The organism is Prochlorococcus marinus str. MIT 9107 (genome assembly GCF_000759855.1).
GTDB classification, from domain to species: domain Bacteria; phylum Cyanobacteriota; class Cyanobacteriia; order PCC-6307; family Cyanobiaceae; genus Prochlorococcus_A; species Prochlorococcus_A marinus_N.
The window spans coordinates 98,022-111,534 of record NZ_JNAI01000003.1; the positions used below are offsets into that span (position 1 = coordinate 98,022).

A 13,513-nucleotide genomic window follows, 5' to 3' on the forward strand; every position below is an offset into this window, starting at 1 on the left:
CTAATTATGAATGAAATTGTATGGCCAACAATTGACTCGAAACATTTAATTGTTGATTCAAAGCAAATGTTGAGATTAGAGAAAGAAATGTTTTCTGATGGGATGCCTCAAGAAGCATTAATGGAAAAAGCTGGTATCCAAATTACTAGATGGCTCTTGAAACGGAAATCTCTACTAAAGCATGGGATAACTGTTTTAATAGGTCCTGGTCATAATGGTGGTGACGGCGCCGTAATAGCTAGAGAGCTTTCCCTAAAGGGTTATTTAGTTAAGGTATGGTGTCCATTCCCAATAAAAAAGACATTAACAATTAACCACCTTAATTATCTTACATCTATTGGTGTAGCAAAATTAGTAGAGCCTCCCGACGCACATGGGAAAGAACTCTGGATTGATGCTGTTTTAGGTAATAATCAAACAGGAGAAGTTGATAATAAATTAATTAAATTGTTTAATCAGAAATTTTATAATAAATATGGCAAAGTAATAAGCATTGATATTCCTACAGGATTATGTCCTGATAAAGGAGAGCCTTTTTTAAATAATGCAGTAAAGGCAGACTACACTTTAGCTATAGGTCTTAATAAAATCGGGTTAACTCAAGATTCTGCTTTACCTTTTATTGGCGAATTGAACCATATCGATGTTGGAGTACCTATTAGCAAATTGTCCAAGGAGGATAAAAAGATTTTCAAGGTTACTTATAAAGATCTAAAAAATATTGATTTACCTTTGTTACCAAAAAATTCCAATAAATATAAAAGAGGAAGAACATTATTAATTGCAGGAAGTGAAAAATATCCTGGAGCTGCATACTTAGCATTAAGAGGGGCCATATCAAGTGGAGCAGGTTTTATCTCTGCGGTCTTGCCGGAGTTAGTGGCTAATTCTATTTGGCAAGTTGCCCCAGAAATAGTTTTAAAAGGAACTATGCAATGTGATCAAAATGGAAATGCATCTTTATTCAGTGCTTTAAAGAATATTGATCTAAGCTCATATGATTCATTAGCTGTAGGTCCAGGAATAGGCATTGATAATGATGATTGGCAAAAGTCAAAAGACTACCTTTTGGATTTTGAAGGATTGTTGATTTTGGATGCGGATGCACTTAACAGAATTTCGGAATCTAATTTAGGATCAAAATTCTTTAGAGAGAGAGAGTTTAAAACATGGATTACACCTCATAGGAAAGAATTTTTAAGATTATTCCCTGATATTAAATGTGAAACTAATGTTGGATTAGCTCTAAGTGCAGCAAAAGAATTTAATATTAGTGTTTTATTAAAGGGAGCTAACAGCATAGTTGCTGACAACAAAAAAGCTTGGCAACTTTTTGGGACTGATTCTCAGACAGCTAGAGCTGGATTAGGTGATCTTTTATCTGGATTTATAGCTGGTAGTTCTGCGATTGATTTAACCTTTTGTAGAGATATAAGAACTGATTTTTTTGCTAAATACGTACTTTTGCATTCATTTGCTGCATCAAAGTGTAAAAATGGGTCAAATGCCTTTGCTATTGGTGATGAATTATCAAAATTAATGAGAAATAGGAAAACGAGACAAATATCTTGAAAGAAACAATTTAAGAGAGTTATTTCTAGTTTTAAACACATATATATACAAATATTACCTGAAATCTGAAGCCGGTATTAAATATTTGGGTATTTCTAAAAAAGTGTAGGAGAGTTTTATTACCTTATCAGGTTAAAATATGGTCTCTTCAATATCCACTCAAGCAGAACCTCAAAAAAGGAGAAGTAGTGATCCAATTAGTTGGTATTTGCAGAACATTGGAAGAGTTCCTTTGTTAACACCTGCTGAAGAGATTGAATTGGGTAATCAAGTACAGAAGATGATGATTCTTACAGAAGATGGCCAACTAAATGAAAAAAACAAAGAATTTACAACTCACGAAAAAAGAACAATAAAAATTGGCAGAAGAGCAAAAGAGAGAATGATGAAAGCAAATTTAAGATTAGTTGTTAGTGTTGCAAAAAAATATCAGGGGAAAGGACTTGAACTTCTCGATTTAGTTCAAGAAGGTTCACTTGGTTTGGAGAGGGCGGTTGAAAAATTTGATCCTACAAGAGGATATAAGTTTTCTACTTATGCTTTTTGGTGGATTAGACAAAGTATGACAAGAGCCATTGCTTGTCAATCTCGAACAATCCGTTTGCCAGTTCATTTAAGCGAAAGATTAGCATCTATTAGAAAAGTTAGCAGGGATCTAGCACACAAACTTGGTGCTATGCCAAGCAGAATTGAAATTGCAGAAGCAATGGAAATTGATGTTGAAGAATTAGATTCTGTTTTAAGACAGGCTCTATCAACAAGTAGTTTAGATGCTCCAGTTAAGGGTGATGATGGAAGAAGCTTTTTAGGGGATTTAATTGCAGATAGTAACAATGAAGAACCTCTAGATCAAGTTGAGCAGAAAATGCATCAAGAACAACTTGGGAAGTGGTTAAGTCATTTAAGCGAGCAAGAGCAACATGTTCTTAAATTGAGGTTTGGTCTAGATGGGAATGAGAGACACACTCTTGCTGAAATAGGAAGATTATTAGAAGTTTCCAGAGAGAGAGTAAGACAAGTTGAACTTAAGGCATTAAGAAAATTAAGAAATCTAACCAGAAAATTACCCAGCGGTATTTAAGCTAATCTTCTGCCCAAATATATTTTGTTAATTCTTGTGAAGGTGGTTCAGGTGCTTCTAAAGCATTTTTAACCGACTCTGATATCTCTATATCAATCTTCTTCTCAATACTTTTTAATTCTTCTTCCGTTGCGAAATTATCATCAATAATTTCTTTGGCTAATTTCTTAATAGGATCTCTTTTCCCCCAAAACTCCTTCTCTTTCTCAGACCTTAATTCATCAGGATCTGCGAGAGAGTGCCCCCTGTATCTGTAAGTCAAACATTCTAAAAGAGTTGGTCCCTGCCCTGCTCTAGCACGTTCAATTGCCCTTTTTGCTGCTCCTCTCACTGCTAATACATCCATTCCATCAACTTCCTCACCATGCATCCCAAAAGCAGAGGCTTTTCTCCATATTTCAGGATTACTAGTTGCTCTATCGTGAGCCATACCAATAGCCCATTTATTATTTTCAACAACAAAAATTATGGGTAATTTCCATAATTGGGCCATATTTAAACATTCAAAAAACTGTCCATTATTGCAAGTCCCATCACCAAAGAATGCAGCAGTTACGGCATCGCTACTTTTATTACCTGCAACTTCTTTTGTATATTTGCTTGAAAAGGCTGCTCCCAAAGCAACTGGAATTCCTTCCCCAATGAATGCATATCCACCGAGTAAGTGATGCTCTCTTGAAAATAAGTGCATTGACCCCCCTCTACCTTTACTACAGCCTGTAGCTTTACCAAAAAGTTCACTCATTACTTCGAAAGAGGGAACACCTGCACTTAATGCATGAACATGATCGCGGTAGGTACTACAAAACCAATCATGTTTCTTTCTCATGGCTCCAATCACTCCAGTACTAATAGCTTCCTGGCCGTTATATAAATGAACGAAACCAAACATTTTCCCCCTGTAGTACATTTCTGCACACTTATCTTCGAATCTTCGACCAAGTGTCATGTCTTCATAGAGAAATAATCCGGTTTCTCGATCTAATTTGGCTTTTTTTACGTCTTGAAGATTTGAGATTCTCTCTACGTGTGTTTCCAAGAAAATACCTTAATGAAGTTTTGATTTGTTAACATTCTAGGGCGTGATGGTCAATTTTCATGATTTTTTTTAATAACTCTGTAAGACCTTATGAAAAAAATTTTTAACTTGATAAAATTTGTCTAAGATTTTTCAATAGGATATTTGTTTGGAACTTCCATTAGACCATTTTCGTTTAATCGGCGTAAGCCCCTCTGCAACATCTGAGGAAATATTAAGGGCTTTTCAATTGCGGTTAGATAAAACGCCTGATGAAGGATTTACTTATGAAGTTTTAACCCAAAGATCAGAGTTGCTACGCCTTACGGCTGATTTACTTACAGATCCAGAAAGCAGGAGAAAATACGAAAATTTGTTACTAAATGGCGCATCTGGATTGGAATTTCCCTCAAATAGAGAAGTGGCCGGGTTAATACTTCTTTGGGAATCAGGTTCTCCTAAAGAAGCTTTTAAAATGACAAGAAAAGCTTTGCAGCCTCCACAAACTCCAGCTTTAGGAAGTAGTAGAGAAGCCGATCTGACTTTATTGGCTGCTTTAACAGCTAGAGATTCTGCAATTCAAGAACAACAATTTAGATCTTATATAAACGCTGCAGACTTTTTAAATGAGGGGATACAACTTCTCCAAAGAATGGGGAAGCTTGGTGAAATTAGGAAAGATCTTGAAGAGGACTTGGCTTCTCTGCTGCCATATAGGATCCTAGATTTAATTAGTAGGGACTTAAATGATCCGGAGTCTCATGCAAAAGGTTTAAGACTTTTGGAAAATTTGATAATTAAAAGGGGTGGTTTGGAAGGTAATAATAAATCTGAATATGGAGATTATCTAAATCAGCAAGAATTTGAAGCTTTTTTTCAACAAATCAAGCCATATTTGACAGTACAAGAACAGATAGATTTGTTTCTTGAACTACAAAAAAGAGGGTCATTAGAAGCAGGATTTCTAGCTTTTATATCTCTGACAGCAATCGGTTTCTCGAGAAGAAAGCCAGAGAAATTATTTGAAGCTAGAAGAATTTTAAAGAAACTTAATTTATCAGGTCTTGATTCAATGCCTCTTCTTGGTTGTTTAGATTTGCTTTTAGCAGATATTGATCAGGCCTCTGCAAGGTTCTCAAGCAGTTCTGATGAAAAATTAAGAGATTGGCTCAATAGCTATCCAGGAAATAAGTTAGAAGCGATATGTATTTTCTGTAAAAATTGGTTAGAGAATGATGTTTTAGTTGGTTATAGAGATATTGAATCAAAAGTGGTGGATTTAAATTCTTGGTTTGAAGATAGGGAAATTCAAGAATTTATTGAGAAATTAGAAATGAAATCGAATAAAATTTCAAATAAATTAAACCTGAACAACCCACAAACTAAAAAAGACTTTTCTAAAAGAATTAATAAAGATTTTGATAGGAAAAATTACAATATTGAGGAAAGGGGATTACCCTGGCCAGGTGGAATTAAAGAGCAAGAAGAGAATATAGATACCCAAGAAAATCAATTTGAGGAAAACGTTTTAAAAAATAAGCCAATAGAGTTTTATGGATATCTAGTAGAGAAGATTGCTGAATTAAAGTTTAGTTTTGGAGAATTTTTGGAGAATAAAGCAATATTTTATAGGCCGCAATATTTAACTTATTTTTATGCTTTTGTGATTTTATTTTCTTTGGGGATAGGGTTTGGACTATTTAAAAATAATTCTAAAAAAGAGTTTACAGAGAATAATGCAATTATTGAGAAGCCTTTATTTATTTCAAATGATAATCTTGATGTAACTAAAAAGAATATTTCTAAAGATACTGAAAAAGAATTAAATAACGTAACTAAGGAAATCTTTGAAAAGAAAAGTGAGAATATTTCTTTTGAAGCTAAAGAACTTATTATTGCTTCTCCGTCAATTGAAGAAATAAAGTATTTGATAGAAACTTGGCTTGTAAATAAAAGTAATTACTTGGCTGGCAAAGATGAACTTAATATCTCTAAGATTGCAAAGACTGGGCTAATAAAAAGGACTATTAAAGAGAGACAAATCGATATTGAAAAAGGTAGATTTAAAGAAATTGATTCTCAAATTCAAGAAATAGTATTAAAATCTCAAAATTCTTCTAGGATAGTTGCGATGGTAGAAATGAATTATTTAGAGAGAATATTAAAAAATTCTGGAGAGTTGATTAACGAAACCTCTCTAACTCCTCTAAAAGTTAAGTATATTTTGGGTTTCTCGAAAAATTCGTGGAAATTAGCTGATTTTGTGAGTGGCCTCTAGGTATTAATTTAGGGATAATCTATAATAATTAAAATTACTTTGAAATAAAATATGTTTGATGAACTCTCTTCACGCTTTGAAGACGCAGTAAAGGGTTTAAGAGGCGAAGCGAAAATTAGTGAAAATAATATCAACGATGCCTTGAAAGAGGTTAAAAGAGCACTACTCGATGCCGATGTTAGTTTGTCTGTAGTGAAAGATTTTATTTCAGACGTTAAAGATAAAGCTGTCGGAGAAGAAGTAGTAAGAGGTGTAAACCCAGGTCAAAAATTTATTGAGATTGTAAATAAAGAATTGATTAACATTATGGGGAATGAGAATTCTCCATTAAACGAAAATGAAAATAGCCCTACTGTTATTTTAATGGCTGGACTCCAGGGGGCTGGTAAAACAACAGCAACTGGAAAATTAGGACTTTATTTAAAGGAAAAAGAAAAAAAAGTTCTTTTGGTGGCTGCAGATATTTATCGACCAGCAGCTGTAGAACAGCTTAAAACATTAGGAAGTCAATACGACTTAGAAGTTTTTTCGGCCAAAGAAAAAAATAGTAAACCAGAAGAGATAACAAGGGACGCATTGCAGTATGCGAGTAAAAATAATTTCAACTCGATCATTATTGACACTGCAGGAAGATTGCAAATTGATGATTCAATGATGAGTGAAATGGTTCGGATAAAAGAAGTTTCTAATCCTGATGAAGTTTTGCTTGTTGTTGATTCTATGATTGGTCAAGAAGCTGCTGATTTGACAAAGTCATTTCATGAAAAAGTAGGGATTTCAGGTGCGATACTTACTAAGTTGGATGGAGACTCAAGAGGAGGAGCTGCTTTATCAATAAGAAAAATAAGTGGTAAACCAATCAAATTTATTGGTGTAGGCGAAAAAATTGAAGCACTACAACCATTCCATCCAGAAAGAATGGCTAGCCGAATCTTAGGAATGGGGGACGTATTGACTCTTGTTGAAAAAGCCCAAAAAGAAGTTGAGCTTGCTGATGCAGAGGCGATGCAAAAGAAGCTTCAAGAAGCAACTTTTGATTTTAATGATTTTGTTAAACAAATGCGATTAATTAAAAGGATGGGATCACTTGGTGGATTGATAAAATTAATACCTGGCATGAACAAAATAGATGACGGGATGATAAAAAATGGTGAAGATCAACTCAAAAGAATAGAATCGATGATCTCTTCAATGACTCTTGAGGAGAAACAAAAACCAGAGGTCCTTGCTGCTCAGCCTTCAAGAAGACAAAGAATTGCGCAGGGTAGCGGCTATGAAGCAAAAGATGTAGATAAAGTATTAGCTGATTTTCAAAGAATGAGAGGCTTCATGAAACAAATGTCGAATGGCGGAATGCCAGGAATGGGTGGAATGCCAGGAATTGGTGGAATGCCAGGAATTGGTGGAATGCCAGGAATGGGCGGAATGCCAGGAATGGGGGGGATGAATAGTAATAAATCAATGAAAAAACAAAAAAATAATAAAAAGAAAAAAGGGTTTGCTGATTTGTAGGTTCTAAATTTTTACCTTTAAATGATATTATTATTAAAAATGCATTAATTTAAGATGATTAAATTGCGCCTTAAGCGCTTTGGAAAGAAAAAAGAAGCAAGTTTCAGAATTGTTGCATGCAATAGTACTTCCAGAAGAGATGGCAGACCTCTTCAAGAACTAGGTTTTTATAACCCAAGAACTAAAGAAACTAGGCTTGATACAGAAGCTTTAAGAGCAAGACTTACTCAAGGTGCTCAGCCAACTGATGTTGTAAGAACTTTATTAGAGAAAGGTGGTTTATTAGAAAAAATAGAGAGACCATCTATTGCTATTGGTAAGACAAAGTTAGAAAAAGAAAAATTATCTAAAGCTAAAATTAAAGACGATCAAAGCGATAGTAATGAAGCAGAAAGCTAATGTTTTGATAATTTTTTATTCTAATACAATAACTAAATGACAGAAGTTTCCAACACTGGTCACTTCACAATTGATTTGCCAAGCTCTGATGCTGCCACAGCACTATCAGGACCTGGGAATTCTTTCTTAAAAAAGTTCGAGTCTCTGACGGGAGTTTCCTTAACTATAAGAGGTTTACAACTTGAGATGAATGGAGTCATGTCTAAGATTGAGAGAGCGTCGGCATTAGTAGAACTGACAAGACCAATTTGGGAACAAGGGTTAGAAGTTCCAGAGGTAGATCTTAAAGCTGCTCTAAGTTCTTTGAATATGGGCGAGTCATCTTCACATGCTGAACTTGGCAAAAAAGTTCTTGCACGTTCCAAAGAAGGAAGATATTTAAGACCAAGAACTATAAGACAAAAAGAATATGTTGATTCAATTGAAAACTTTGATCTTACGTTTGCAATAGGTCCAGCAGGCACTGGTAAAACATTTTTGGCTACTGTTTACGCAGCAAGATTATTGAACGAGAAAAAAATAGAAAAAATTGTTTTAACAAGACCAGCTGTAGAAGCAGGTGAAAGTTTGGGATTCCTTCCTGGAGATTTACAACAAAAAGTAGATCCATATTTAAGACCTCTATTTGATTCTTTACATAGTATTTTCGGATATGACAAAACAAATTCGTTAATCGAGAAAGGAATTATTGAAGTTGCTCCTTTAGCCTTTATGAGAGGTAGAACCTTGGATAACTCTTTTGTTATTTTGGATGAAGCACAAAATACAACTTGCTCTCAAATGAGAATGTTTTTAACCAGATTAGGTGAGAGATCTAAAATGGTTGTAAACGGAGATATTACTCAAATTGATTTAAAAAAAGACCAGGAAAGTGGCCTCATCGAAGCAACAAGAATTTTCTCCGAAACTGAGGGTATAAAATTTTGTTATTTAACTGTTGAAGATGTAGTTCGTCATCCTTTAGTTCAGAAAATTATTGAGGCTTATAGATAACTTTATAGCTCTGGTGATCCGTACCCTGAAATTTCAAAAATCAAGTAGAATAGGTTTATATCTATTTAAAAAAAATGCCAGCAAGTAGTAATTTTAATCAAGCTATTCGTGAAGCACAAACTAGCTCAATTGTTGGACCTAATGTTGTTCAAAAAGCTCTACCTTACGTCGGAGGAGGCATGGTGCTTACTTCTTTAGGTGTCTTAGCGGGTGTCTCACTAATAGCAACAAATCCTGGACTTTTCCAGCCTCTTTCAATAGTGGCTTTAATTGCAGAACTAATTTTGTTTTTTATAGCAACAAGCGCTGCAAACAATGCAAATAATGCAAAGGCCTTGCCTTTGCTAACTGGATTTAGTTTGCTAACTGGATTTACTTTAAGCGGAATAGTTGCTTTAGCGATAGGAACAATTGGTATTGGTTCGGTAGGAACAGCAGCATTAGCAACAGGTATAACTTTCGTTATTGCATCTTACACTGGTCAAAGAATGAGCGATAGTGTTGGCCAAGCACTAAGTGGTGTAGTTGGACTTGGTTTGATAGGACTTCTCATAGCAATGTTTGTTCAATTGATTGGAGGGTTCTTTGCTCCAGGAGTTTTTGGAGGTTCTGGCTTTGAATTGATGATTGCAGGATTTGGAACTGTCTTATTTGTTGCGATGTCTTTTGTAGATTTTTATACAATGCCAAGAAGATATAATGATGATCAATACCTAGCAGGGGCTTTAGGTATGTATCTAACTTATATAAATCTTTTCGTTTTTATTTTAAGATTAATGATTGCCCTACAAGGTGGCAACAGGAGAAATTAGTTTTTACTAAGAATTTTAATCACCAAAGAGCGTTGATTAAATTCAACGCTTTTTTATTTGGAGATATCAAGAATTTGTTTTTTTATAAATTCCTTTTGCTCTGAATCATATTTTGTTGAATTTTTAAAACTATTTCCCATATTATCTAAGTCTCTAAGCACTTGATTAACAGACTTTGTAACTAACTTAGTTTGAAGCAGTTTCAAGATAGCTTTACATCTATCTGAAATATTTTCTGATTTTATCCCATATTCATGATTATTATTTCTTCGATGAATAATAATTTGAGCGGAACTCATTATTAAATTCTTTACTACTATTTCTGCTACAGCATCCCCACCTTCATTCAGTTTGTAAATTAGTGAAAAAGGAAGTTTATCTAACAAAAAACAATCTTTATCAGACAAAGTGTATGCAAAAAATCCTCTGAGCCCATTTCTTGATTTAATTAACTCTGCAATTCTATCGGCTAAAACCTCTTCGCTTAGTAAATCTTCAGCCCACTCTTTACACCATTGTGCGGATATGTTTATTGCTTGCGTAAACGAAGCTTCTTTTAAATTTATGGTTTTTTTTTTCATTTTTGATCAGAATTTTATTATTGATGCATTAAAAGTCTTTGACTAATTATAGATCTGGGTTTGTAACTTTACTAGGAAGGCCAAATGTGGGGAAATCTACTTTAATAAATAAATTGATTGGAGAAAAAATAACAATTACTTCTCCAATAGCGCAAACTACTAGAAATAAATTAAAAGGAATACTTACTACAAAAAATGGGCAAATAATTTTTGTAGATACACCAGGTGTTCATAAACCTCATCATCGCCTTGGAGAGATATTAGTAAAAAATGCAAAATCTGCAATTAATGGAGTTGATATGGTGATTTTTGTAATTGATTCAAGTGAAGAACCTGGTAGAGGGGATGAATATATATTGAACTTTTTAATCGCAAATAAAACTGAGTTTATTGTTGCGTTAAATAAGTGGGATTTGGTTAATAAAGAATTTAGGAATTTGCGATTAGATCAATATAGAAGATTTTTTGGAATTAATAGAAATTTTCAAATTGTAAGTGCTTTTCAAGGAGAAGGATGTTCTGAACTAGTTGATAAGGCACTTAATTTCCTTCCAGAGGGACCAAAACTTTATGACGAAGATACGATATGCGACCAACCATTAGATAATTTGTTATCTGATTTAGTAAGAGAGCAGGTATTAATAAATACAAGAGAAGAAGTACCTCATAGTGTTGCAGTAAAGATAGAAAAGATAGAGGAAATGAAAAGAAAAAATGGCAAAAATTTTACAGCTATTTTGGCTACTATTATTGTTGAAAGATCAACTCAAAAAGGCATTCTTATTGGAAAGAAAGGTTCAATGTTAAAAATTATTGGTCAGTCAGCAAGATTAAATATTTCAAAATTGATTGATGGCCCAGTTCACCTGGAGTTGTTTGTGAAAGTTGTTCCAAATTGGAGAAAAAAAGAATCAAGGTTAATTGAGTTTGGTTATGAGGAAGATTTCAGATGAGTAGTTTTAATTTTGATGTAATTACATTGTTCCCTAAAGCTTTTGAATTAATAAATAATTTAGGTGTTATAACAAGAGCTCTAGATAAGAATTTGATCGATGTAAATTTATATGATTTAAGAGAATATGGAGAAGGTTCTTACAGACAAGTAGACGATAAGCCTTATGGAGGAGGCGCAGGGATGGTATTAAAACCAGATCCTATTTATAAGGCATATGAATCAATTAGAAAATCACCTAAAAGTAAAACTTTGTTGATGACCCCACAGGGTAAAGTCTTAAAGCAAAATGATCTTACTAGATGGTCCACTTTGGATCAAATAATAATTATTTGTGGTCAATATGAAGGTTTTGATGAAAGGATTAGATGTTTAGCTGATGAAGAGATATCGATAGGTGATTATGTACTTTCTGGAGGTGAAATACCTGCTATGTCAATAATTAACGGTTTGACAAGATTATTACCAGGAACACTTGGAGATTCAAACTCTTTAGTGGATGAGAGTCATAATTCTTCTTTATTAGAATATCCTCAGTACACGAGGCCATTAACTTTTAGAGATATGAAAGTGCCAGATATTTTAGTGAGCGGTAATCATGAAGAGATTAAATCGTGGAGAAGACGAAAAAGTATTGAAAGAACATTTGAGAGAAGAATTGACATAATTTCAAATGAAAACTACAAAAAATCCCCACAAAGTAAGAGAATAATAAAAGAATATAATCAATTCATGAAATTTAGAATAGGTAATGGATACGATATTCATAGATTAGTAGAAGATAGAGAATTGATTATTGGAGGTGTAAAATTGCACCATCCTGAAAATTTAGGATTGGATGGTCATAGTGATGCTGATGTTTTAAGTCACTCAATAATGGATGCATTGTTGGGAGCACTTTCGCTGGGCGACATAGGAAAGTATTTCCCCCCATCTGATGAAAAATGGAAAAATGCTGATAGCTTGTTTTTGTTATCAAAAGTAATTGACTTGATAAGACAAGATGGTTGGGAAATAAATAATATTGATAGTGTTCTCGTCGCTGAAAGGCCAAAAATCATGCCACATATAAAACTAATGAAAAAAAACATTTCTGAAATATTAAATATTGATGAAAATTTAATTGGGATTAAAGCAACTACGAATGAAAAATTGGGTCCAGAAGGGAGAGAAGAGGGTATAAGTTGCCATTCAGTAGTGCTAATTGAGAAAAAATGAAATCAAATTTAAATTTGAAAAAGAAATTTCAAAGATTTTGTTTAGTATTGATTTTCTTAGTCGTTTTAATTTTTCAATCTGATATCCCCAATTTAAAAGCTCTTACTATGGAAAATTATCAAGGTGAAATGGTCATAGAGGAATTAAGACTTAAAGTCCCTGCCGATGTAAAAGCAGTATGGTTAAATGCTGAAAAAGAAATATGGGAGCCATGGTTATCTTCTCAAGATGGTTTTTTGGGTAGACAATTATTTTGGGATAAAGAAAAAGAAGAAGCTTTAATATTGGTAAATTGGAAAAGTAAAAAATTATGGAAAAGCATATCAATGTCAGAAGTAAATGTAGTCCAAAAAAAGTTTGAAGATAATGTTAGAGCTGCTCTAAATGGTGGAGAAAATCCTTTTGAATTAATTTATGAGGGAGAGTTAGATAAGCAACGATGAATTTTGATATTAACTTTGATTTTCAAAGAAGAGAGAGACTTGGGCTCATTGAGGCTATTTGGGGGCAAGATAAGAGTCTGGACCAATTAAAGAGATTATCTGAAAGTGTATTAAGTAAAAATGAGGTTGTTTTCATTACTAGGATTAATAGAGAAAAGGCTTGTTATCTTTTGGATTTGTATGATGATGCACGATTCTGTGAAGAAGCAAATTGCCTAATAATTGGTAAAAATCTGAAAAAAATAAATACAAATAAAAAAGTTGCAATAATTTCAGGAGGCTCAAGTGATTTAGCCGTAACACTTGAAGCACAATTAGCGCTTGAAATTTATGGAGTGAATTTTCAATCTTTCATAGATGTTGGAGTAGCAGGACTTCATCGATTAATTAGTCAGTTAGAAGAAATTAATAAATATGATGTATTAATAGTTTGTGCTGGTATGGAAGGGGCTTTGGCAACAGTTGTGGGAGGATTGTTGGCACAACCGATAATCGCAGTGCCCGTTTCAGTTGGCTACGGCATTAGCAAGGATGGAGAAACTGCTTTAAATAGTATGTTGTCAAGTTGTTCTCCAGGTATTGCAGTTATGAATATAGATAATGGTTACGGAGCAGCAATGGCGGCTTTGAGAATTATTAAAAGTATTTCCTAAA

The 13,513-nt window shown here is 33.7% G+C and carries 13 protein-coding genes; 11 read left to right on the plus strand and 2 right to left on the minus strand.

Annotation, left to right across the window (positions count from 1 at the left end; genetic code table 11):
- Positions 1-6 precede the first annotated feature (6 nt).
- Entirely contained in the window at positions 7-1,572 is a 1,566-nt protein-coding gene (locus tag EU92_RS06925) for a bifunctional ADP-dependent NAD(P)H-hydrate dehydratase/NAD(P)H-hydrate epimerase (protein WP_032513090.1), read from the plus strand.
- Positions 1,573-1,711: 139 nt separating this feature from the next.
- A complete protein-coding gene (locus tag EU92_RS06920) occupies positions 1,712-2,653 on the plus strand; it encodes an RpoD/SigA family RNA polymerase sigma factor (RefSeq protein WP_032513089.1) in 942 nt (313 codons plus the stop codon).
- Between the two features lies 1 nt (position 2,654).
- On the opposite strand, the gene pdhA is transcribed toward EU92_RS06920, so the two are convergent.
- Positions 2,655-3,692, minus strand: coding sequence for a pyruvate dehydrogenase (acetyl-transferring) E1 component subunit alpha (gene pdhA, locus EU92_RS06915; protein WP_032523520.1), 1,038 nt, complete (start codon positions 3,690-3,692; stop codon positions 2,655-2,657).
- A 148-nt stretch (positions 3,693-3,840) separates the two neighbouring features.
- On the opposite strand from pdhA, the gene EU92_RS06910 reads away from it, so the two are divergent.
- The 5 genes from EU92_RS06910 to EU92_RS06890 all read left to right on the plus strand — a co-directional run bounded on the left by EU92_RS06910 (position 3,841) and on the right by EU92_RS06890 (position 9,665).
- On the plus strand, positions 3,841-5,949 hold the full coding sequence (locus tag EU92_RS06910; protein ID WP_032513087.1) for an IMS domain-containing protein: 2,109 nt from the start codon (positions 3,841-3,843) through the stop codon (positions 5,947-5,949).
- Between the two features lie 51 nt (positions 5,950-6,000).
- Complete coding sequence (ffh, locus tag EU92_RS06905; RefSeq protein WP_032513086.1) at positions 6,001-7,461, plus strand: signal recognition particle protein; 1,461 nt, start codon at positions 6,001-6,003, stop codon at positions 7,459-7,461.
- 54 nt (positions 7,462-7,515) lie between these two features.
- Complete coding sequence (gene rpsP, locus EU92_RS06900) at positions 7,516-7,860, plus strand: 30S ribosomal protein S16 (protein ID WP_032513084.1); 345 nt, start codon at positions 7,516-7,518, stop codon at positions 7,858-7,860.
- A gap of 36 nt (positions 7,861-7,896) precedes the next feature.
- A complete protein-coding gene (locus EU92_RS06895) occupies positions 7,897-8,853 on the plus strand; it encodes a PhoH family protein (protein WP_032513082.1) in 957 nt (318 codons plus the stop codon).
- Between the two features lie 74 nt (positions 8,854-8,927).
- A complete protein-coding gene (locus EU92_RS06890; RefSeq protein ID WP_032513079.1) occupies positions 8,928-9,665 on the plus strand; it encodes a Bax inhibitor-1/YccA family protein in 738 nt (245 codons plus the stop codon).
- Positions 9,666-9,718: 53 nt separating this feature from the next.
- Here EU92_RS06890 and EU92_RS06885 read toward each other — a convergent pair whose 3' ends face one another.
- Positions 9,719-10,246, minus strand: coding sequence for a hypothetical protein (locus tag EU92_RS06885; protein WP_032513077.1), 528 nt, complete (start codon positions 10,244-10,246; stop codon positions 9,719-9,721).
- Between the two features lie 38 nt (positions 10,247-10,284).
- On the opposite strand from EU92_RS06885, the gene era reads away from it, so the two are divergent.
- Genes era through larB form a run of 4 tightly spaced genes read left to right on the plus strand, consistent with a single transcriptional unit; the run spans position 10,285 to position 13,512 of the window.
- Positions 10,285-11,199, plus strand: coding sequence for a GTPase Era (gene era / locus EU92_RS06880; protein WP_032513076.1), 915 nt, complete (start codon positions 10,285-10,287; stop codon positions 11,197-11,199).
- Positions 11,196-12,416 carry a tRNA (guanosine(37)-N1)-methyltransferase TrmD gene (gene trmD / locus EU92_RS09465; protein WP_072013171.1) on the plus strand — a complete coding sequence of 407 codons (1,221 nt, stop codon included), beginning with the start codon at positions 11,196-11,198 and terminating at the stop codon, positions 12,414-12,416. Before era ends, trmD begins: the two co-directional genes overlap by 4 nt.
- Positions 12,413-12,859: a TIGR03792 family protein gene (locus EU92_RS06875; protein WP_032513075.1), complete on the plus strand. Its 447-nt coding sequence runs from the start codon at positions 12,413-12,415 to the stop codon at positions 12,857-12,859. Before trmD ends, EU92_RS06875 begins: the two co-directional genes overlap by 4 nt.
- The gene (gene larB / locus EU92_RS06870) at positions 12,856-13,512 is read left to right on the plus strand and encodes a nickel pincer cofactor biosynthesis protein LarB (RefSeq protein WP_032513074.1); all 657 of its coding nucleotides are present in this window, start codon (positions 12,856-12,858) and stop codon (positions 13,510-13,512) included. Before EU92_RS06875 ends, larB begins: the two co-directional genes overlap by 4 nt.
- Position 13,513: the final 1 nt, after the last annotated feature.

Coding starts and splice junctions, on each gene's coding strand:
- trmD (WP_072013171.1), top strand. CDS start 11,196: ATGAGTAGTTTTAATTTTGATGTAATTACATTGTTCCCTAAAGCTTTT.
- EU92_RS06875 (WP_032513075.1), top strand. CDS start 12,413: ATGAAATCAAATTTAAATTTGAAAAAGAAATTTCAAAGATTTTGTTTA.
- EU92_RS06885 (WP_032513077.1), bottom strand. CDS start 10,246: ATGAAAAAAAAAACCATAAATTTAAAAGAAGCTTCGTTTACGCAAGCA.
- EU92_RS06895 (WP_032513082.1), top strand. CDS start 7,897: ATGACAGAAGTTTCCAACACTGGTCACTTCACAATTGATTTGCCAAGC.
- EU92_RS06925 (WP_032513090.1), top strand. CDS start 7: ATGAATGAAATTGTATGGCCAACAATTGACTCGAAACATTTAATTGTT.
- rpsP (WP_032513084.1), top strand. CDS start 7,516: ATGATTAAATTGCGCCTTAAGCGCTTTGGAAAGAAAAAAGAAGCAAGT.
- ffh (WP_032513086.1), top strand. CDS start 6,001: ATGTTTGATGAACTCTCTTCACGCTTTGAAGACGCAGTAAAGGGTTTA.
- EU92_RS06890 (WP_032513079.1), top strand. CDS start 8,928: ATGCCAGCAAGTAGTAATTTTAATCAAGCTATTCGTGAAGCACAAACT.
- larB (WP_032513074.1), top strand. CDS start 12,856: ATGAATTTTGATATTAACTTTGATTTTCAAAGAAGAGAGAGACTTGGG.
- EU92_RS06920 (WP_032513089.1), top strand. CDS start 1,712: ATGGTCTCTTCAATATCCACTCAAGCAGAACCTCAAAAAAGGAGAAGT.